This window comes from Streptomyces clavifer (assembly GCF_036345975.1).
GTDB classification, from domain to species: domain Bacteria; phylum Actinomycetota; class Actinomycetes; order Streptomycetales; family Streptomycetaceae; genus Streptomyces; species Streptomyces clavifer.
In genome coordinates this window covers 7375457-7396174 of record NZ_CP107793.1, presented here as the reverse complement: position 1 = coordinate 7396174, position 20718 = coordinate 7375457, and the positions used below count along the sequence as shown (strand labels likewise).

Sequence of the window (20718 nt, the reverse complement as noted above, 5' to 3'; positions counted from 1 at the left end):
GCGCGACCGGCCTCAGCCGAACAGGGCGGTGAAGATCCAGACCGGAATGGCCACCACGACACTGAGAACGAGCACACCCACCACCCAGGTGAGGAAGCCCAGGAAGTAACCGTCGCCGCTCTCCCATCTGCCGTGGCGCGCACAAGCGAACAGCCAGAGCGACACGAAGAGGAACGGCCCGAGAATGAATCCGGAGACGCTGACCCACGTGAGCAACGCATCGCCCGACAGCTCGTAAGCCCTCCCTCTGGCCGTACGCACCTCCACGACGCTGCCGGCCGGGTGCGGCTTCGCTGCCTTGTCCAGTGTGATCTCCCGCTGGGGTTCGCCCTCCTTGCGAGGCATGAAGACACCGATGCAGGCGGTGCCGTCCGCGTAGCCCTGCTCGTCGGTGGCCTCGTGGCACCCGGAGATCCTGACGGACCCGTCCGACGGGCCGACCCCCAGAACAGCCGCGAGGTGGGGTCCCGGCAACAGCCAGATCAGCCATCCGGCCACCGCCAGGATCACCCACCCTCCGGTCAGGGCCGCCCCCCGTCCGGCCCTGACCGCTATGCGCTCCACCTCGCCGCCCCCCTCGCGATGGCCCTCGGGCCGCCCGGGATGAGCGCAGCTCGCTGGACCGCCCACACCCTCCCACTCGGTGCGGCGCCGCGCGTCCGTGGTTTCCCTGACACGTCCTACGTACATCCGCGCGGGTGGAGCGGACAGCCCGTACGTAGCGAGGTGCGGGCTCACACCGACGCCTTCCGTGCGGATCCTGCGAGCATCGCTCTCCGTGCCGCAACCCCACCGTGGGCCCGCCCTCATGCCGGTCTCCTGGACGAGTACGTCCGAGGACAGCTGCAAGGTGAGCAAGGTCCGTGACACCGGGCTGTCCCATCAGGCGAAGCCCGACCAGCCGTGCCGGTGCCCGTCGGGGCCGATGCCGCGGGCATGTCCCCGGCGGATCTCGTCGAAGGCGAACGGCGTCCAGTCGATGCCGCGTTCACGCAGTCAAGCGCGTACGGCCTCCAGCGGCCGTAGGCGCCCCGGCACGTTCTCCTAGGCCGCGACGGTGACCCGGTCGGCGCTCGACGTCTTCGTGTCCATGGCGCCCAGGATGCCGGTCGGCCCCGTCGGTGTCATGGCCTCACGAGGGCACGGACCGGGACGTGCGACCCGCACTGTTCTCACATCTTGATGTTCAAACAAACGCGCTTGTGTTAGAAATGAGCCATGGGTGTCGCCAATCGTCTGGACCTGACCCTGCGGCTGGTGCAGGGCTCCGACCGGGTTTCCGTGTCGGAGCTCTCCCATCGCCTGGGGGTCTCCGAAATGACCGTGCGCAGAGACCTGGACGTGCTTGAGCGCCAGGGGCTGGTGCGCAGGGTGCACGGTGGCGCAGTCGCCACGCGGTCCCGGCAGGAGGACGCGGGCTTCTCGGCGCGCGAGCCGTGGCAGGCCGCGACCAAGGACCGGCTCGGTGCGGCGGTGGCGGCGATGGTGGAGCCGGGCTCGCGTGTCCTGCTGGACGCGGGCACCACGACCGTGCACGTCGCGGAGCACCTGGCCGCACGGGCCCCTCTGACGGTGGCGGTCCTCAGCCTGCAGGCCGCCGTGTGCCTGGCGGACCGCCCCGGGATCGAGCTCCTGATCGTGGGCGGCCGGTCCCGTCCCGGCGAGCGGTCCCTGGTCGGCCCACTGGCCCTGCGCACGCTCGAAGCCCTGGCCTTCGACTGCTTCGTGCTGTCCATCGGCGGTGTGCACGCCGAGCACGGGTGGACGGAGTTCTCGCTGGACGACGCGGCCGTCAAGCAGGCCGCCCTCGCGGGTGCGACCCGCACGATCGCGGTGGCGGACGCGACCAAGCTCGGGGTGCGCGCGTTCAGCCAGGTCGCCGCGGTGGGCGCGGTGGACGACTTCGTCACCGACTCCGCCGCCGAGGACCCCGCCACCCACCCCAACGGCCCCCTGACCCTGACAGCCCTGCGTGACGCGGGCGTCCACACCGTCCTGGCCTGAGCCGGGACCACCGAGGAGTACCTGGCATGACCTCTGCGCCGCACCCCCTGATGATCCTGGTCGCCGGCCCGTACCGCGCGGGGACCGGCGACGACCCGGCCCTGCTCGAAGCCAACGTACGGGCGATGGACCGCGCCGCACTGACACTCTTCCGCGCCGGTCACCTGGCGGTCACCGGTGAGGCCCTGGCCCTCCCCCTGGTGCGTGCCGCGGGAAGCACCGGGCCGGGCGACGCGGTCTTCGACGAGATCTTCCACCCGCTGGCCGAACGGCTTCTCGAGCGCTGCGACGCAGTCCTGCGCATAGGGGGGCCCTCGAAGGGCGCGGACCGGATGACCGAGGTCGCCCGGACCCGTGGCCTGGACGTCTACACCGGCATCGACGACATTCCGGCCGCCCGGTGACCGCCGGCCTGGACACCCCCGACCGGCGCGGCCGCACGGGCCTGGACCGGCACGGCCGCGACCTGTCCGGAAACCCGCGGGTGCGTGTGACGGACGTGGCCGTGCTCTCCTGCGACTGGTACGTCCTGCGCAGGACGACGTTCGACTACCAGCACAGCGACGGGCACTGGAGCCGGGAGCAGCGCGAGACCTACGACCGGGGCGACGGCGCGACGGTCCTGCTCTACAACACCGGCCGGCGGACCGTGCTGCTGACCCGTCAGTTCCGGCTGCCCGCTTACGTCAACGGGCACCGCGACGGGATGCTGATCGAGACCGCCGCGGGGCTCCTCGACGGCGATGCGCCGGAGGAGGCCATCCGCAGGGAGGCTGCCGAGGAGACCGGACACACCATCGGCACCCCCGAGCCGGTCTTCGAGGTCTACATGAGCCCGGGGTCCGTCACCGAACGTCTGCACTTCTTCGCCGCACCGTACGACCGGGTGGCCCGTGCGGCGGACGGCTACGGGATCGCAGCCGAGGGCGAGGACATCACGACCGTGGAACTCCCCTTCGACGAGGCGCTCGCCATGGTTCGCAGCGGGGACATCGCCGACGCCAAGACCATCATGCTGCTCCAATGGGCCGCTCTGGACGGCCCGTACCGGCATCCCGACCAGCCCTGACCGGCCGTTCCGCGCGACGGAGGGCCGGGGACGCGCCTGCGGTGACCGGCGCGTCCGGCATCGGCAGGATCGTTGCCCGCCGCGCCGACCAGCGCCGACGCCGGGGCGAACGTACCGCCGTCAGGCGCGCCGAAGGGACGGGCTCGCCCCCGCCCTGCTCGCGGGGCCACGCTCATCGACGGCTGACGGGCGAAGAACCCGCGGCGCCGGAAGGAGGAGCGGGGAAATCCGGTGGTCGTGGGGTGAAAGACACTCGTAGCATCCACCCATGACTGAAGACAGCGGCACCGCGGACGCCGGGCTCGACGCGGAGACCGGGCGCGAACTCTGCCGGCGCGCCGAGTCCGTTGGTCTCGCCGCCGTGGACGTGGACGATGCGGAGCTTCTGCACGGCTGGCGATCCGACCCGGTCGCCGCCTACGAGATCGGCATCTGGCCGCGCTCCCTCACCGCGATGCGCGAGCGCATCGAGCGCGACACCGAGGACGACGACCGTGACGACTTCCTCGTTCTCCTCCCTGACGGCACCCCGATCGGCCATATCGCGCTGAGCAATCAGAACATCGTCAACGGCACGGCACAGGTCGAGCTGATGCTGGCCCCCGAGTATCGCGGGCAAGGCCACGGCTCCGCCGCTTTGGACGCCTTGGTGGACCTGGCGTTCGGCGAACTGCCGTTCCACCGCCTCGCGGTGGAGACCCATACGGAGAACGCCCCCGCCCTCGCGGTCCTCACCAAGTCGGGGTTCGTGCACGAAGGGGTCAGCCGCGCCGCCTGTCTCCACCGCGGCCGCCGCCACGACCTTGCAGTGCTCTCACTGCTCCGGCCCGAGTGGGAGGCCCTGAGCCGCCCTCGCGCCTGGGATGCCTGACCGGGATCAGGACACCGGATCGACGACGGCCTCTTCGCCCTCGGCCCGGCGCGGGAACCGAATCGTGCTGCCCTACGGCCGTCGGGACGGGGACGACCACGGGCTCCCTCGAACGCGCTGCGACATCAGCCCCTGCGGCCTGAGCCCTGACCCCGCCCTCCCGGGCCAGGTACGCGGGGCCTCCCCCGGGAGGGCATCGCGTCAGCTCTCCTCGCCGGTACGGAAGTCGGAGACCCACCGCGACGTGGCCCCCAGCCCGCCGAACGTGTAGAAGTGCAGCTTGAGCACGCCGTGGCGGCGTTCGTCGTAACCATCGGCCAGGGCACGGATGAAGCGCTCGGGGCCGGCGGTGCCCATCAGCTGGGTGACCGAGAATCCGTACTTCTTCGCGAGGGACGCACTCGTGCCGACGCCGAAGCGCGCGGCGTACGTCATCAGCCGCCTGACACCCGCGGGGCCGGGGACTCCGACGCGCACGGGCACGTCGATGCCCCGTTTCCGGACCTCCTCGACCCAGGTGAGCACCGGCTCGGCGTCGAAGCCGAACTGGGTGATGACATCGCCGGACAGGCCGTGCTGTGCCAGGGCGGTCGTCTTGTCCTTGACGGCCGACCAGAGCGCCGGGCCCGCGATGGCGGGGTGCCCCTCGGGGTAACCGGCGATACCTACGTGCCGTACACCGTGTTTCTGGGGGAGCCCGGACCGGATGAGCGCGAGGGAGTCGCCATAGGGGCCGTGCGGCGTGACGGGATCGCCACCGATGACGAAGACGCTGCCCGCGGTGCCGTCGGAGCTGAGAGCGCCCAGGAATTGATCCAGTTCCGACCGTGAGCGCAGACGGCGGGCCGATATGTGCGGAACGGGGGTGAAACCGGACTGCTGGACGGCGCGGGCGGCGGCCAGCCGCATAGCGAGGTCCTCGCTGCCGAGGAAGGTGACGTTGATCCGGGTGCCGGCCGGAATATGTGTGCGGGCCTCCTCGAGTCCGGGGATGTCCTTGGCCGTCATCTCCAGCGAGAAGTCCCTCAGCAGGGCGGCGACGGCGGGGACAGAGGTCGTGGAGAGGCAGTCCATGGTGCTCCTTTTTCGTGTGGTTCTCCTGGGCACGGAGTGATGGTGGGAGGTGCCGCTGGTGGAGGCGGGGGCACGGATGACCCGTGCGCTGTGGAGGCGCGGCCGTTCCGCCAGACACATGGTGGAGCGCACGCCGGTGACAGCGGCCGATGCCCTCCCGTACGCGTCAGTCGCGACCGCCGGGGTACGAGAGCAGGTCGCCCGGCCGACCGCCGAGTACGGTGCCGACGCGGGTGAGCGTGGTGGATCGCATTGCCTTGGCACGGCCGTTCTTCAGAACCGAGAGACTGACGTTGGTGACGCCGACACGGAGGGCCGGCTCGGTCGAGGCCGTGCGGCGCTCGGCCGGGAGCCGGTCGAGATGTACCTCGACGGCATGGTCGTCCGCGTCGCCGGTCGCCATTCAGACGGTCCCTTCCAGATCCGCGCGCACATCGGCACCCGCCCGAACGATACGCGCGAACACCAGGAGGCCCCACGCCGTGAGCAGGGAGAAGTACGGCATGCGCCGAGCGGCCGCCCGGCTGCTCTCCGCCCGGCGCGAGGCTTCGCCGCCGGGCTTGCCCGAAGCCGGACACCTACCGGCCGCCCGACAGCACCTCCGCCTCGGCCTGCCCGCCCCGGGCTGTCGGCGCCGCACCCTCCGGGGGTAGGCACCCATAGGGTCTGGCTCGTCTCCGCCCCGGGCTCCAGGATGAAACGCATGCCCCTTCTCGATCCTGATTCCCCCGAAGAACCCACGACTGCGGCTCCGCCCCCTCAACACCCGCTCGACGGGCTCGACCTGACACCGTTCACCTTCAGTCGCCGCTGCTGGGTCGACGCGGCACCGGACTCCGTGTACCGCCTCATCAGTGACGTGTCACTGATCGAGACATGGAGCCCCAGCGCTGCCGCCGTCCGCTACGCACCGGGAGACGGTCCGTGGGCCGGTGCGCGTTTCAGTGGCCGTAACCGGCGTGACGGGCGCGAATGGGTCACTGATTCCGAGGTGGTGCGGGCCGACCTCGGCGTCGCGTTCGCCTTTGTAGTCGGTGGTGCCGAAGACGGCATCGTGCGATGGGGTGGAGCCTCCACGAGCAGGGCAGGGGCAGCATCGTGCGACAGTCGTGGCAAGTGCTGCGCACCGATCCGGTCCTCGGCGACACACGCGCGGACGTCGAAGCGTTGCGCGACCACATGGCCGACAGCGCGGAGTCCACACTGCTCGCCCTGGCGGAGTGGATCGCCGACCACCGCACGCGCTGACACCCCGCGACCCGCCCATCCGGCCGCCCGGAGACCGGCCTCGCCGCCGTTCGGCACGGCCCGGAACCGGATCCGGGGCGAACGCCGCAGCCGGCGCCCGGTGCAGACGCCCCGATCACCCACGACCGAAGAGCCTCGCGCGGAAGCCGCCGTGGAGACCCCTGCAACACAGCCACGGTCCCCGTCGGCACTGTCACCACTGGCTGCAAAATCTTGCTGAAACACACTGCAACCCGTTGCCGGGAACATCCTCGGCTGCTTGACTCACCTGCGGTCACAGGCATCCGTGAACCCGTCGTCGGTGCGAGGGCTGGGTTCGCATACCGGAGGAGCAGCGATGGGCAACGCGTACGACGTCCTCGTCCTGGGAGGGGCGGGCGTCGACACGATCGTGTACGTCCCCGAGCTCCCCCTTCCGTACGCCGACAGCTACATGATCCGGCCCGGTATCGAAACCCGGGCCGGGCAGACCGGCGACTTCGTGGCACTGGGCCTGAGCGCGCTGGGGCTGAGCACGCATCACCTCGACATGATCGGGGACGATCCCTCCGGGGATCTCGTCCGGGCCTTCCACCGCGATCGGGGCATCGGATTCACCGAGGTTCCGCTGCCCGGCGGGACGAAGCGCGCGGTCAACCTCGTCGGCCCCGACGGGCGGCGTCTCTCCCTCTATGACGACAGCCGCTCCCGGGAGTCGGACCGCCTGCCCGAGGACGTGGTCCGCTCCCTGGCCTCGGTGAGCCGCCATGCGCACGTCTCCCTCACGTATCCGTGCGCCTTCGCCCTTCCCCAGTTGCAGGAAGCGGGCCTCTCCATCTCCACGGACCTCCACGACTGGGACGGCGAGAACCCGTATCACGAGCCCTTCGCCTACGGGGCAGACCTCGTCTTCGTGTCCACCACCGCCCTGGCCGACACCGAGAAGACCATGCGCCGCATCCTGGAGCGCGGGCGGGCCGAGGCCGTGATCGCCACCGCCGGCGCGGAGGGCGCATACCTGCTCACCGCCGACGGACTGGTGCACATTCCGGTCGTGGAGCCGCGCAAGCCGGTGGTCGACTCCAACGGGGCGGGTGACGCCTTCGCCTCCGGCTTCCTCTTCGGGCGGCTGACGGGCGAGGATCTGCGCCGGTGCGCTCTCTACGGCTCGGTCGCCGGTGCCTACGCCTGCACCGTCCCGGCCACCGGGTGTGACGCCATCGACCGGGCCGGACTTCTCGCGGAGGTCGCGGAGCTGACCGGCGACCCTGTGTCCGCACGCGGCGTGGGACGCGGCAAGTGACTGGTGCGCGCGCAACGGGCGCTGTTTGACCTTGACACCGTGACAGGGCTTTCACTGCTTGCCAAGGAGGTGATCCCGATGACGATCACACAGCGGGACACGGACACGGCACGAGCGCTCGATGCGTTGGAGGACGGTCATGCGTCCGTACGATTGCGGGCTGCTCTGGCGGTCGGCACGGCACCCGACCCGAGCTTCGTCGACAAGCTCATCGAACGCTGCGCGATCGAGCCCGAGTTCTTCGTCCGCGAGATGTTGACCTGGGCGCTCACCCGACATCCGGTGTCCCTGACGCTTCCCGGGCTGCTCCGAGAAGTCCGCTCGGATCGCGCGCGGGCACGCAGCCAGGCGCTGCACACGCTGTCCAAGATCGGAGACCGGCAGGCATGGCCGGCCATCACACGGACGCTCCTGACCGACGCCGACGACGAGGTGGCACGGAGCGCCTGGCGGGCCGCTGTCGTGCTCGTGGCGGAAGGCGAGGAGTCCACACTGGCCACCGTGCTGGCGACGCAGCTCGGGCGCGGCGAGCGGGAGACGCAGCTCAGTCTCAGCCGGGCGCTGGTCGCACTGGGGGAAGCGATCGAGCCGGCTCTGGTCGCCGCGACCACGGCCTCCGACCCGCGCACGCGCACCCACGCGCTCGCCACCCAACGGCTGCTGCGCGACCCGGACGCCGGATTCGAGTGCGCGATCGAGGAGGCGAAACGCGTCGTGGCCTTCGGGGGAACCGGCATCGAGGGACAATAGAGCGTGTTGATCGGTGAGGTGGCGCGACGGTCCGGGGTCAGTGCCCGCATGCTGCGGCATTACGAGTCGCTCGGTCTGGTGAGTCCCTCGGGTCGTACCGGCTCCGGCTACCGGGAGTACTCCGGCGAGGACATCCGGCGGATCTTCCACATCGAGAGCCTGCGGTCTCTGGGGCTGTCGCTGCGTGAGATCGGACGCGCGCTCGACGACTCCGGCTTCACGCCCTCCGTGCTCGTCGACGACCTCATCCGTCGGACACGCGAACGCATAGCGGCGGAGACCGAACTGCTGACGCGCCTGTGTCGCATCGATGCCGTGGATCCCGTCGGCTGGGAGGAGGTTCTCCAGGTCGTCGCGCTCCTCCAGGCGCTGGAGTCGAAGAGCGCCGACGCGCGCCAGCGCGCGGCCCTTTCCTCGGTCGATCAGGTTCCGGTGCAGGCACTGGTCGATGCGGCGCTGAGCGAGACGGACCCGTACGTCGCCGGTGCCATGAGGTGGGCGCTGGCACGATCGGGCGACGATGGCCCGGCGTTGTTGGCGCAGGGCCTCGGCTCGCCGGTGGCCGCGGTGCGGGAACGCGCCGTCCAGTCCCTCGCCGAGATGCCCGGAAGTGAGGCCGCCGGGCGACTGCGGGAAGCCCTCACGCATCCCGACGACGTGGTCCGCGGGTACGCGGCTCTGGCGCTGGGGGCCCGTGGTGCGGCCGAAGCGCTCCCGACGCTCATCGACATGATCGTGGCGGGACGGAACGACACCGATGCGGCCGATGCGCTGAGCGTGCTGGCGAGCGACCCCGCGACGGCGGACCGGATCGCGGAAGAGCTCGTCGACCACCTCGCCCGTGACACCTCCGAAGCGCCCGCACGCGGACGGCTGACCCAGGCTCTGGCGGGCATCCCCGGGCCGACGGCGTCAGGTGCCCTCGTGGAGCTGTCCCATGACGCGGACCGTGCCGTCGCGCTGACCGCGGCCTACGTTCTTCAGCTGCGCGACGCACGCTGACCGAGCGCCACCCGGGTCGACTGCCACGGCGGCCGTGGGGCGGGCGGCCCGGATGGACCCTGGTGGCCCGGGTGGGGCGGTGAGCCTCCCAGCCCGGCCGGGCCTCCGCGCGCCGGGTACCTGCTCCCTGTCGCCACACCCTTTCAGCCGGTCCTGATGCGTGTCGGGGCCCGGCCCGCCGGGCGCCCGTTCGTACTGCGTTCCGGCTCGCACCGACCCGCACCGGCCCGCGCCCTGCCCGCACCGAAGCCCGCCGGCTGCTCGCGCACCCACGGCCTCGGCGAGAAGAAGGTCCTCTGTGAACATGCGCTCCCGTGACGGCGTTTCACCGACGAGCAGGAACAGTTGGTACGCCATCGACGGGGCACCGCCGCAGGCGAGAACCGCCGCGGACTGAAGGAACGCGGGCCGCCACTCCCCTCGATCCCCGCGTGTCGCACCGGGCGAAGGACGCTGCGCGGACCTTGCCGGCCGCCCGTGCGCGCCCGCCCCGACCCGAGCCCGGCCGGGGCGTCCGAGGCAACTGCCCGCACCGGGTGCGGGCCGACAGCGCCCGGGAGAGGGTGGCCGAAGCGGGGCGCGACCCAACCGTCGGTGGCCAGAACCACTCTCTTGACCCGGTCGGTTCCTGTCAGGACCATGTGCGCGTCGCACAGCTCCACCCCCATCCCACCGGACTCAGGAGACTGCCAGCATGCGACTCGTCAACGCACGGAAACCCCGGCCGACGAAAGTCAGACGCACCGCCACCCTCGCCGTCCTGCTCGCCCTCGGCCTCGCCGCCCCCGTCACCGCCGTGACCGGCGCCGACGCCTCGTCCCGCAGCGCGGCCGTCAGCGCGGACGAACGGACCCGGCAGTACGAGATCACCGGGCACCACACCCCCGCCGACCGCACCGCGATCGCCCGGACCGGTGTCTCGATCGACGAAGTGCACGAGCACGGCGTCGTGATCACCGCCGACTCCGCCCAGGCCAAGAAGCTCCGGGCCGACGGATACGTGCTGGAGGTCCTCCCCGCGCCGAGCGCGGAACCACACGCGCAGAGTTCCGTCGGCGTGCTCGACTTCCCGTCGGCGGACTCCAAGTACCACAACTACGCCGAGATGAACGCGGAGATCGACGCACGTATCGCGGCATACCCCTCGATCATGAACAAGCGTGTGATCGGGAAGACCTACCAGGGCCGGGACATCGTCGCGATCAAGGTGAGCGACAACGTCGGCACCGACGAGGCCGAGCCCGAGGTGCTCTTCACCGCGCACCAGCACGCCCGCGAGCACCTGACCGTGGAGATGGCGCTCTACCTGCTCCGCGAGCTCGGCGAGGACTACGGCACCGACTCCCGGATCACGCAGGCGGTCAACGGCCGTGAGCTCTGGATCGTGCCGGACATGAACCCCGACGGCGGTGAGTACGACATCGCCTCCGGTTCGTACCGGAGCTGGCGCAAGAACCGGCAGCCCAACTCCGGCTCCACCTATGTGGGGACGGACCTCAACCGGAACTGGGCCTACAACTGGGGCTGCTGCGGCGGCTCCTCGTCCAGCCGCTCGTCGGAGACCTACCGCGGCACCGCCGCCGAGTCCGCGCCCGAGACGAAGGTCGTGGCCGACTTCGTCCGCAGCCGGGTGGTCGGCGGGAAGCAGCAGATCAAGGCGGGCATCGACTTCCACACCTACAGCGAGCTGGTGCTGTGGCCGTTCGGCTACACGTACAACGACACCGCCGCGGGGATGACGGCCGACGACCGCAACGCGTTCGCCGCCGTGGGACAGAAGATGGGCGCGAGCAACGGCTACACCGCCGAGCAGTCCAGCGACCTCTACATCACCGACGGCTCGATCGACGACTGGCTGTGGGGCTCGCAGAAGATCTTCGGTTACACCTTCGAGATGTACCCCGGCTCGTCCTCGGGAGGCGGCTTCTACCCGCCCGACGAGGTCATCGAGCGGGAGACCTCGCGCAACAGGGACGCGGTACTCCAACTGGTGGAGAACGCGGACTGCATGTACCGGTCGATCGGGAAGCAGGCGCAGTACTGCGCATGACGTCCCGGCGCACGGGTGCCCCGGGGGACTTCCGCCCCTCGGGGCGTCGCGCCGTCCCCGGCTCCGGTTGTCCGGGCCGGGAGGCGGAGCTGAAGGCGGCTCCTCGGGTACGCCCGGGTACGTCCCCCCACCGGCACAGAGGTACGGTCGTGCCTGTGGGTGTGCCCCTCGAACCGGGGTCAACTGCTGTGCACCCCGGGTGAGTAGGAGAGTGTCGTGTCCGTCGACGACGTCGAGTTCCGCAAGAAGATCCGATCGGACGTTCCGCATTCCGCGCGGGTGTGGAACGCGTGGCTGGGCGGGAAGGACAACTATCCGGTCGATCGGGAGCTGGCGGACGCGGTCACCGCCGCCTACCCGCAGATGGCCGACATCGCACAGGCCTCCCGTGCGTTCCAGGCCCGCGCCGTCCGCCATCTCGCGACGCTGGGTGTGCATCAGTTCCTGGACGTGGGCACCGGACTGCCGGTGGAGAACAGCACCCACGAGGTCGCACAGGCCGTCATCCCGCAGGCACGGATCGTCTACGTGGACAACGACCCCATCGTCCTCGTCCACGCCGCGGCGCTGCTGACCAGCGCCCCGGAGGGCAGGACCGCCTACGTGGACGCCGACCTGTCCAGGACGGACACGGTGGTGGACGAAGCGGGCACGACGCTGGATCTGTCGAAGCCGGTGGCCGTGCTCCTGATGTCGACCCTCGGTCATCTCACCCCGGCGGACGGCATCAAGGTGGTCCGGCAGTACATGGACCGGATGCCCTCCGGCAGCTATCTGGTGCTCTGCGACACGGTGAAGACGCCCCGCACCCTGGCGGCGCAGGAGGCGTACGACTCCGGCGACAACCCCCCGTACCTGGTACGGGAACCGGAGGAGATCACCGGATGCGCGGAGGGCCTGGAGCTGCTCGAGCCGGGCTTCGTGTCCATCACGTTCTGGCGCCCCACGGAGGAGCACCCGACCGCTGTCGACCAGTGGGGGTTCGTGGCCCGCAAGCCGTGAACACCGCCGGTCCGGCCGCCCCGGACTGTCGGTAAGCGGTCGACGCCCGAGCCCGGGCCGAGGGCCCTCCCCCGCGCGGACCGGCAGCGGGGCAGGGCCTTCGAGCCGCGTTCCGGCGGCTCGGATCCCGGAGGCTCCGGCAGCCGGGCTGCGGCGTCCGGGAAGAAGCGCGGGGCCGGTGGCGCAGGTGGCGGCGGGCAGGGCGGGCGGCTCTCCCCGCACCGGACCGCACCGCTAGCGGCCTTCAGAAGCGGTACTCGCCCCGGCACCGCCGGGACTGCGCGAGCAGCGCCTCCACCTGGACCCCGACCTCCGTGGCGTCACGGACCGGGGAGGGGAAGAGCAGGCGTGCGTCGCGGTGACCCCGGGCGTACTCGTAGCGGAGCGTGAATCCGTACCGGTCCATGGCGTACGGGCGGACGGCGACCACCCCGCGGCGGACCTCCGGGGCGGCGAGGCGGGCGAGCCGGGTGACGACGTCGCGGTGGTCGTCGTCCAGGTGCCCGAGCATCGCCGCCTCATGGACGGCGAGGGCGTCCGGCTCCGTCCGGAACACCTCGTCGAGGTCCACGTGTTCGACACGCCCCTGCCAGTGGATGGCGGCGCGCGCCGGGTCCAGGCCGAGGACGAGGACGTTCCCGTCCCGGCGCCCCGACTGCGTCAGACGGCCGGACAGCGTGACCCGCGCACGGACCCGGTCGCGCGCCCGCACGGGCGCGATGTCGGTGAACTCCACGAGCGCGCCCAGCGCACCGCGCGGAGCGCACACCACCTCGGCGGCGAGCGGGGTGTCGTCGGGCACGCGGAGCGTGAACCTCCCGCTGTCGACCACGTGCATGGCGATGAGGTCGTAGGACGCGCCGGCGGTGGTCAGGCCGAGTGAGCCCGCGGCGGCGACGACCGAGCGGATCCGCTCCGCGTGGGAGAGCTCGGCGGTACGGGCAGAGGCGACTGCCATCTCAGCTCCTTAGGTTAGGCTTACCTAAGCTAGCACCCCGTCGCGGGCGGTGTCTCCGATCCACCGAGAAAGCGGAAGCCGGGCGGAGGATGCATCAGGAAGTCACGGTGGGAGATGTTCCAGGCGTAGGCGCCGGCCAGGGCGAAGACCACACGGTCCCCCGCCCTGAGACCGGGCGCGGCCAGCCCTCTCGCGAGGACGTCCTTCGGTGTGCAGAGCTGACCGGTGACCGTCACCCGGCCGTCGGCCGCCGCCGGCCGGGGCCACGGGTGCGGCCACGACTCGACGGGAACCACCTCCGCCGGCTGGTCGTGCCCCTTCGCCGCGGGCGTCCGCAGATGGTGCGTACCGCCCCGGACCACGGCCACGTCCTCGCCGTGGCTGCGCTTCACGTCCAGCACCTCGGTCACGTACCAGCCGCAGTAGGCGGTCAGGGCACGGCCGGGCTCGACCCGCAGGCGCAGGCCGGGGTGACGCCGGGCCAGGGCGTCCAGGCCCGTGCCGTAGGCCGTCCAGTCGAAGCGGTCCCCGGGGCGCGTGTAGTCCACGGCCATGCCCCCGCCCACCCCGACCTCGGGCAGGGCCGTCCGGTGACGACGGGACAGTTCGGCGGCGGCGACCACGATCGCCTCGGCCACGCGCAGCAGGGCCCCGGCGGGAAGACCGCTGGCCAGGTGCGCGTGGACACCGGCGGGTTCGAGGCCGGGGCAGTCGTCGCCGGCGAGCAGGCGGAGCGCTTCGGACGCCTCCTCGGCGCCCATCCCGAAGGGCGTGGGGCGCCCTCCCATGGTGAGGGCGCTGCCCGCCAGCGTCCCGTCCGGGACAGCCGGGTTGATGCGGAGCAGGACCCGGGTGGGCGCGCGGCCCGGGACGTGGGTGCGGGCCGCCAGCGCCCGGAGCATCCGCACCTCGTGAAGACTCTCGGCGTGCACGCGTTCCACCCCGGCGGCCAGTGCGGCGACGAGTTCGTCGGCGGTCTTGCCGGGGCCGGAGAAGGCGAGGGGGTGCCCCGGCACTGCGGCCCGGACATGGGCGAGCTCGCCGCCGGAGGACACCTCGAAACCGTCGGTCCACGGCGCGAGGGCGGCGAGGATCTCACGTTCGGGGTTGGCCTTCGCCGCGTAGTACAGCTCCACCGTGCGCGGGAGGGTGGCACGCACAGTCGCGGCGTGTCGCTGCAGGGCCGTCAGATCGTGTACATAACACGGCAGTTCGCCGGTCGTGAGGGTCTGCGCCTCGACCCGTACGGCGGGGGTGAGCAGGGAGGGGGGCACCGGTGTTCCGTTCGTCGGCGTGCGGAGGGCGCGGGGTCAGGGAGCGTACGGGCGGCCGCCGGGAGGTGGAGCGGCGAGGGGGGACGGCAGTCGGACGTACCCGGCGTCACGGTCCGCCGACCGTTGCCAGCGGGTGAGCAGATTGGCCTTGGCGGGCAGCGGTGCCCCTGCCAGCAGGGCACGCAGCTGCGACGGCCGGCCGAGGGCGTCGGCGCTCCGTTCCACAGTGGCGCGCACCTGCCGCCAGAGGGCGGGTTCGGTCTCGGGGTGGAGATCGGCGACGGCGGCGAGGACTTCGGCCAGGTGATTGACGAACAGGCAGTAGACGACCCGGTCCCAGCCGCGCCGCCGGTCGTACGTCAGGGGTTCGGCGACCTCACCGGGCAGGCTCCGCAGTGCGGCGGCGTAGTGGTCGGGCAGGAGCTTGGTGCCTTCCAGGTCGCGGAAGAGGACCCGTTCCGGCGCACCGTCGCGGCCCACGCAGACGACGACGTTCTGGAGATGCGGTTCGAGGACCACGCCGTGGCGGAAGTACGCGGTGAGGACGGGCGGGACGAGCAGGGCCGTGTAGCGGCGCCACCACTCGGCGGCCTCGTCCGGTCCGGCGCCCGCGAGGAGCGCGGAGACCCGGCCGGGGCCGAGCGGGTACTCGTCGGCGATCGCCGCGGCCAGCAGCGGGGTGGTGCCCGTGGGCGTGTGGCGGGTGAGGCCCTCCCGGACGATCACTCCGAAGCCTTCGAGCAGGGTACGGTCCGGGCGGCCGTCCGGCCCCGGGAGGGCGAGCGAGCGGTAGGCGGGCTCGCGGAGCACGGCGGCGGAGGGATGGCTCCGGGCGAGGTCGGCGAGGACGGGAGCGAGCAGCCGCGTCAGGGCGACCGCGCCGGTGAGCTCGTACGAGGCGTTCTTCCGCAGGCAGTTGGTGATGCGCACGTCCAGGCTGAACTTCAGGAAGGCGTGCCCGTCGTGGATGGTCCGCACGGAGGCGGTGGGGGTGACCGGGGGCCCGGCCGGACCGAGGTCGAGCACGTCCCCGCGGGCGACGGCGGCCCGCAGAGCGGGATGGCCGCCGAGCAGTCGGTACTGCCAGGGGTGCGCGGGCAGCAGCCGGTAGCCGGGCGGCGCCTCTCCGGTCCGGTCGAGGGCCGCCGCTCCCCCGGGCTCGGCGGTCTCCTCGGCCATGAGCCCTTCCCGGACGGCGAGCAGGTGCAGCGGGAAGCGGGCGCCTTCCTCCGGGGCGTACGCCGTCCAGGTGCCGGGGTCGGCGCCGTGGGCCTTCGGCGTGGGGTGGAAGCGGTGCCCCAGGAGCAGGGACTGCTCGGAGGCGAGGTAGGTGGTGAGCGGGTCCCCGGGGCGGCCCGCGGCGCGGACGGCCGGTGGCTCGTCGTCCTCGGACCGGGCACCGCCGTCGGCCGGGTCGCCGGTGGTGTCGGGGGCGGTGCGAGTGATGGTGCCGACAGGGGTGGCGGTGTCCGCGGTGGCCCAGCGGCCGAGGGCGCTGTCGACGGCACGGTGGCCTGCGGCCACCTGGGCCAGGAACTCGTCGTTCTCCGTGCCGGTGCGCAGCGTGAGTTCGGCGTGCACCAGCTCGGCGAGCCGCTGCCATCCGATCGTCGTCCAGGCTCCGCCCGGCAGGCCCTCCAGGATGCTGACGGGGCCGCTGAACCGGTGGGCGCCCAGGACGGAGGCCCGGCGCACGCCGACCCTCAGGAGCATGTCGAGACGGGGCAGGCGCAGCACCAGCCGGCCGTCGGCGAGGGTGCGGTCCTCCGGCGCCGTCGCCTCGCGCAGCAGGCAGTTGAGGAGGGTGTGGCCGACCGCCTCGTCGGCGGTGGGCGGGCGCACCGGTGTGCGTACCGGGGTGCGGGGCGTGGTGGTGCTGGGCATCGGGGTCATGCCTTCCGCAAGAGGTAGTTGGGGCCGGTGGTGTAGTGCTTGTTGATGTCGGCGGCGCCTGACCGTGCCTTGGTGAGCAGGGTTCCGGCCGTCACCATGGCCTTCACGGGCAGTTCGGGGGCGTCGAGGACGCGGGCACGCAGTACGGCAGCGGCGTCGGGCCGAACGGCGGCGGTCCGGTCGATCGCCTCCGTGAGCCGGTCGCGTATCAGGCCGAGCAGCCGGTCGAGGGGCGCGGCGCCGTGCGCGGCGAGGCCGAAGGCCAGGGAGCCCGCGCACAGGTGGACGGTGATGGCGGTGAACAGGTCGGCGAGGGGCCCGTCCTCCGTGACGCAGATCCGCCGGTCGGTGAAGCCGAGGCCTTCCCCGGTCGGCTCCGCGCATCCCCATGCCTCGGCCAGCCGCCGGGTGTGAACGCGCGGACCGTCGTTGTCCTTCAGGAGCAGTCGGGGGCCCTCCGTGCCGCCGCCGAGGACGAGGGAGATGTTCTGCTGGTGGGACTCCAGGGCGATGCCGTGGCCGAAGAGGGTCGTCTGCCAGTCCAGCAGCAGGGTCAGGACGGCGTCGGCGAGGGCGATCCGGTCGCCGCCGTGGAAGCGGTCGGCGAGGTGGCCGATGACGGGGCGCCCGTCCGGGGCGGGCGCCAGCAGCGCGGCGAGCGGGAGGACCACGGCATCGTCGAGCCCGGCCGGCATGGTGCGGCGGAGTACGGCGAGGAGTTCGTGTCCGGCGTGTGCATAGCAGGTCTCGTCGGCCAGCAGGACGCGCCCGGCGAACCGGGGTTCGCGGCGCAGTACCCCCGCCAGGAGCAGCTGTCCGGCGGCACCGTCGCGCAGTGAACCGGGGGTGACGGTACGCCGGTTGAGCAGGCCCAGGGTGGCTGTGGCGAGCGGGAGTTTGAGATGGGTGTCGGGTCGGCCGACGAGTGCGACGGTGCGCATGGACAGGGTCGGTACGGCATCGAGCAGGGGCCGCTCGGCGAGGATCGCGTGCCGGGCGAGGCCGGTCCGGGCCAGCGCGTCGTGCAGGTGGCCGGCCGCGGTGAGGGGGTGGACGGGCAGCAGGACGTGTCCCTCGTGGTGGCCGGCGGGCAGCCCCAGCTCGGCGGGGGTGGGCCAGCCGTCGTGCAGCCGTACGCCTCCGGCAGCCGGAGAGGTCCCGGGCCCCGTGCGGGGCGTCGCGTCGGGGCCGGTGCGTGGAGCCGATCCCGACGCGGCCCCGGTGTGCGCAGCCGGGCCCGTGGCGATGCCGTCCGTGGCGGGCGCGTCCGTGGCGGGTGACGATGTGACGAGCTCGGCAGGCAGGGAGAGCCAGCGGAGTGCGAAGCGGGGGTGGAACTCTGGTGCGTAGGCACGCAGTTCGCGCTCTCCCAGCCCCTTCCGGCCTCGGGGGACGGGGTGCACGGGGTGGTCGGTCCGGGCCGCGAGGGTGTCGTGGGCGAGGGTTCCGGCATGGCCGTGCCAGTGGGCCGGGCGGGGCCCGTGGCTGTTCGTCAGGCGGGTGAGGACCGTGTCCCGGGTCGCGGCGTGCAGGTGGCGGGCCGCGAGGTCGCTGCGGCACTCCTCGGCGAAGGCCGCGTAGCCGGACGCGTCCTCCGGGGCGGCCAGCCCGGCGAGAGCGGCGAGCACGCTTTCGCAGGTGGTCAGTTCGCCGCCTCCGGGTTCCCTGCGCAGGAGGGGCGACCGTGCGGCCCAGGTGCTCTGGAAGCCGTCCTCGCGCACGGGGAGGAGCAGGGCGTGGCCGGGGCCGGTGGCGAGCCGCAGCCAGGGGCCGTCGGCACGGTGGAGGAGGGTGGTGCGGGTGCGCAGCCCGGCCACGTCCTCACGCAGCAGGGCTCCGAGCACGCGCAGGAGTTGGCGGGCTTCGGCCGGCACGGCGCGCGCGGCACCATCGGGCCCGGTCGCCCCGGGTTCGTCGGGGGTACGGGCCGGGGCGGCGGTCACGGGGTGATCTCCCACCGCTGAGCCGCGAGGAATTCGTCGGCGGCGCGGTCCACCGCGTGCTGGTCGGGTCCTATGGTCCGCAGGATGCCGAGGTAGTCGCGGTTGGTGCGGTGCAGCGGGTGGCGTTCACCGGTGGGGCGCAGGGGCCGGTAGGTGAGGCGCACGTCCCCCTCGGTCCGGTCGGACGCGCCGGGCGCGGAGGTGAGCACCCCGGCCCGGTCGGCACACGGGGAGTCGACCCTGGCTGCGCGGTCCGTGCGGGCGCCGAGGTCCTCGGGCAGGGGCTCCCCCAGATGGGTGGCGAGGATGTGGTCGAAGAGCGGTATGTCGAGCAGATCGGCGAGGAGGAGGTCGCATTGGTCGCCGATGGCCCGGTAGTTCACCTCGATGATGCGTGCCCGGCCCTCGTGGACGACGAACTCGGTGTGGCAGGCGCCGAATCCCACGCCGAGCGCGGTGAGCCGGGCGAGGATCTGCTCGCGCACCGGGGCCGGGTGGCCGGGGACGTAGGTCAGCCGCTCCTCCATGAAGTGGGGCGGGGGCGAGAGTCGGGTGTGGAATCCGCCGAGGACGTGCAGGTGCCGGCCGTCGCCCAGGGTCTCCAGGGTGTACAGCTCGCCGGGCAGGAGCTCCTCGACGACCAGGGCGGCGTCCGGCCGGCGTGTGCGGATCTCCGCGCACAGGCGCAGCAGCGCGGCGGGGTCGTCGGCCCGTACGACGTCCTCGCTGGCCACACCCTCGCGCGGTTTCACGACGCAGGGGTAGGGCACTCCCCCGGCTTCGACGCACGCGTCCGGTGACTGGCCGGGCAGGATCTCGACGGCGCGGACGGGCTCGGCTCCGGTGGCGGCGAGGTGGCGGCGCATCAGCGCCTTGTCCTTGGTGCGCAGCGTGGCGTGCCAGCTCTTGCCGGGCAGGCCGAAGAACTCGGCGGCGAGGGCGCCCTGGGTCTGGAGGTGGTCGCTGTTGGTGAAGACAGCGGCAGGTCGCCCTCGCCGGGAGATGTGGGTGATCACGGCGTGGTGGTCGCGCACGTCGCAGGCGGCGACCTCCACGTCCGGCCCGAGTGAGCCGGGTGGCCCGTACGCCGTCGGCTGGTCGGTGAGCAGCGTCACCGCCAGGCCGAGCCGCCCGGCGGCCGGGAGAAAGCCACTGATGACCGAATCGGTCGGATTGAGGGCAAGCAGGTACGTCTGCATGGGCGGTCACTTCCGGCGCGCTGGTACGACGAGAAACGTGTGGAAGCTTAGGTTAGGCAAACCTATTTCCACCAACTGATCGACATGAGCGGGGGGTTCGTCGTAAACGCACCTGACGGGTAGTAAGGTGAGCCTCCCCTAAGCAGCTTGATCCGCAGGCAGCCGCCATTGCCGTGGGTCGCGCCCGTCGTGCGCACTCCCTTCTAGGAGCCATTCGTGATCCTCGCCCCGGCACCGGCATCCCTCCGGCCCGCCGAGAGCTCCGCGGCCCTCCTCGCGTCCACGTACCGGCGTCTGGCCGGGCACTGTCCGGCCCTGGAGGCGGAGATCGCCGAGCCGGGAGCCCCGGCCGGGCAGAGCTGGGTCGATGTGGCCGAACTGGCACTCAGGCCCGGCCTGCTGGATGCCTTCCTCGACGCGGAGGACACCCGGATCGCTGAGCGCTACGACCACCGGGCACGCCCGGACGTGGTCGCCTCCCGCCTCCTCCACGACTGCCTCTGGTCGATGTGCCTGCTGCTCAGCGGGCCCTGGTACCTGGACCGCCGGGTGCCGCTGGCCCGCCCGGAGGACGTACGCATCGGCAGGTGCGAGGACCGCTACCAGGTGGTGCCGGGGACGTTCGCCTGCCTGCCGGGCGACCCGGCGGAAGGGCTTCCCGGGGTGCGCGTGATGCCGGACGAGGCGGCGCTGGGCGATGTGCTGAGGAAGGCCGTAGCCGATCTGGTGCGCCCGTTGTGCGCGGCGTTGGGGCCCCGGGTGCGGCGCGGCCCCCGAGCGCTGTGGGGAATGGTCGAGGACGACCTCGTCTCGGGCATCTGGTACGTGGGCCGCATGCTCGGCGAGGAGGAACGGGCGGTCGCCGCGGCCGGACGGCTGCTGCCCGGACCCGTCTCGCCCTATCCGGCCGGCGCCGGGTTCCGGCACCTGACGGACATCGACGGCAGGCAGCACCCCACCCGGGACCGGGCGGGCTGCTGCCTCTACTACACGATCCGGCCGGCGGAGGCGTGCGGCACCTGCCCCCGCAGCTCCGACGCGGAACGCCTGCGCCGCATCGAGGCCGAACGGGCCCCGTCCACCGGGTGACGCCTTCCGC

The 20718-nt window shown here is 72.3% G+C and carries 19 protein-coding genes and 1 pseudogene; 12 read left to right on the top strand and 8 right to left on the bottom strand.

Annotated features, from left to right (window positions below; all coding sequences use genetic code 11):
* Positions 1-12 precede the first annotated feature (12 nt).
* Positions 13-564: a hypothetical protein gene (locus OG927_RS31925; RefSeq protein ID WP_330321211.1), complete on the bottom strand. Its 552-nt coding sequence runs from the start codon at positions 562-564 to the stop codon at positions 13-15.
* A gap of 654 nt (positions 565-1218) precedes the next feature.
* Here OG927_RS31925 and OG927_RS31920 point away from each other — a divergent pair.
* The 4 genes from OG927_RS31920 to OG927_RS31905 all read left to right on the top strand — a co-directional run bounded on the left by OG927_RS31920 (position 1219) and on the right by OG927_RS31905 (position 3944).
* Positions 1219-2004 (top strand): DeoR/GlpR family DNA-binding transcription regulator, encoded by a 786-nt coding sequence (locus OG927_RS31920; protein ID WP_330321210.1) that lies wholly within the window; start codon positions 1219-1221, stop codon positions 2002-2004.
* Positions 2005-2030: 26 nt separating this feature from the next.
* Entirely contained in the window at positions 2031-2408 is a 378-nt protein-coding gene (locus OG927_RS31915) for a hypothetical protein (protein ID WP_056788603.1), read from the top strand.
* Entirely contained in the window at positions 2405-3073 is a 669-nt protein-coding gene (locus tag OG927_RS31910; RefSeq protein WP_056788599.1) for an NUDIX domain-containing protein, read from the top strand. Before OG927_RS31915 ends, OG927_RS31910 begins: the two co-directional genes overlap by 4 nt.
* Positions 3074-3341: 268 nt before the next feature.
* On the top strand, positions 3342-3944 hold the full coding sequence (locus OG927_RS31905) for a GNAT family N-acetyltransferase (protein ID WP_124280212.1): 603 nt from the start codon (positions 3342-3344) through the stop codon (positions 3942-3944).
* 201 nt (positions 3945-4145) lie between these two features.
* Here OG927_RS31905 and OG927_RS31900 read toward each other — a convergent pair whose 3' ends face one another.
* Complete coding sequence (locus tag OG927_RS31900; RefSeq protein WP_124280213.1) at positions 4146-5018, bottom strand: methylenetetrahydrofolate reductase; 873 nt, start codon at positions 5016-5018, stop codon at positions 4146-4148.
* A gap of 166 nt (positions 5019-5184) precedes the next feature.
* Entirely contained in the window at positions 5185-5421 is a 237-nt protein-coding gene (locus OG927_RS31895; protein WP_330321209.1) for a helix-turn-helix domain-containing protein, read from the bottom strand.
* Here OG927_RS31895 and OG927_RS31890 point away from each other — a divergent pair.
* The 7 genes and pseudogenes from OG927_RS31890 to OG927_RS31860 all read left to right on the top strand — a co-directional run.
* Positions 5380-6021: pseudogene (locus OG927_RS31890) on the top strand (SRPBCC family protein); the annotation flags it as partial. The gene OG927_RS31895 and the pseudogene OG927_RS31890 overlap by 42 nt on opposite strands.
* 95 nt (positions 6022-6116) lie before the next feature.
* Positions 6117-6266, top strand: coding sequence for a hypothetical protein (locus tag OG927_RS31885; RefSeq protein WP_330321379.1), 150 nt, complete (start codon positions 6117-6119; stop codon positions 6264-6266).
* Positions 6267-6603: 337 nt separating this feature from the next.
* On the top strand, positions 6604-7548 hold the full coding sequence (locus tag OG927_RS31880; RefSeq protein ID WP_124280217.1) for an adenosine kinase: 945 nt from the start codon (positions 6604-6606) through the stop codon (positions 7546-7548).
* A gap of 78 nt (positions 7549-7626) precedes the next feature.
* Positions 7627-8298 (top strand): HEAT repeat domain-containing protein, encoded by a 672-nt coding sequence (locus tag OG927_RS31875; RefSeq protein WP_330321208.1) that lies wholly within the window; start codon positions 7627-7629, stop codon positions 8296-8298.
* Between the two features lie 3 nt (positions 8299-8301).
* Positions 8302-9300 carry a MerR family transcriptional regulator gene (locus OG927_RS31870; RefSeq protein ID WP_124280219.1) on the top strand — a complete coding sequence of 333 codons (999 nt, stop codon included), beginning with the start codon at positions 8302-8304 and terminating at the stop codon, positions 9298-9300.
* Between the two features lie 694 nt (positions 9301-9994).
* Entirely contained in the window at positions 9995-11350 is a 1356-nt protein-coding gene (locus tag OG927_RS31865) for a M14 family metallopeptidase (RefSeq protein WP_056788568.1), read from the top strand.
* A 216-nt stretch (positions 11351-11566) separates the two neighbouring features.
* Positions 11567-12352, top strand: coding sequence for an SAM-dependent methyltransferase (locus tag OG927_RS31860; protein ID WP_056788563.1), 786 nt, complete (start codon positions 11567-11569; stop codon positions 12350-12352).
* A 244-nt stretch (positions 12353-12596) separates the two neighbouring features.
* On the opposite strand, the gene OG927_RS31855 is transcribed toward OG927_RS31860, so the two are convergent.
* The 5 genes from OG927_RS31855 to OG927_RS31835 form a co-directional block, all read right to left on the bottom strand.
* Positions 12597-13310 carry a DUF2470 domain-containing protein gene (locus tag OG927_RS31855; RefSeq protein WP_056788559.1) on the bottom strand — a complete coding sequence of 238 codons (714 nt, stop codon included), beginning with the start codon at positions 13308-13310 and terminating at the stop codon, positions 12597-12599.
* Between the two features lie 29 nt (positions 13311-13339).
* Positions 13340-14584, bottom strand: coding sequence for a type III PLP-dependent enzyme (locus OG927_RS31850; RefSeq protein ID WP_056788555.1), 1245 nt, complete (start codon positions 14582-14584; stop codon positions 13340-13342).
* A gap of 36 nt (positions 14585-14620) precedes the next feature.
* Positions 14621-16468, bottom strand: coding sequence for an IucA/IucC family protein (locus OG927_RS31845; RefSeq protein ID WP_206431708.1), 1848 nt, complete (start codon positions 16466-16468; stop codon positions 14621-14623).
* 5 nt (positions 16469-16473) lie between these two features.
* Positions 16474-18351, bottom strand: a complete 1878-nt coding sequence (locus OG927_RS31840; protein ID WP_330321373.1) for an IucA/IucC family protein — start codon at positions 18349-18351, stop codon at positions 16474-16476.
* A gap of 65 nt (positions 18352-18416) precedes the next feature.
* The gene (locus tag OG927_RS31835; RefSeq protein WP_124280221.1) at positions 18417-19619 is read right to left on the bottom strand and encodes an ATP-grasp domain-containing protein; all 1203 of its coding nucleotides are present in this window, start codon (positions 19617-19619) and stop codon (positions 18417-18419) included.
* Positions 19620-19835: 216 nt separating this feature from the next.
* On the opposite strand from OG927_RS31835, the gene OG927_RS31830 reads away from it, so the two are divergent.
* Positions 19836-20708, top strand: a complete 873-nt coding sequence (locus tag OG927_RS31830; protein ID WP_330321207.1) for a (2Fe-2S)-binding protein — start codon at positions 19836-19838, stop codon at positions 20706-20708.
* Positions 20709-20718: the final 10 nt, after the last annotated feature.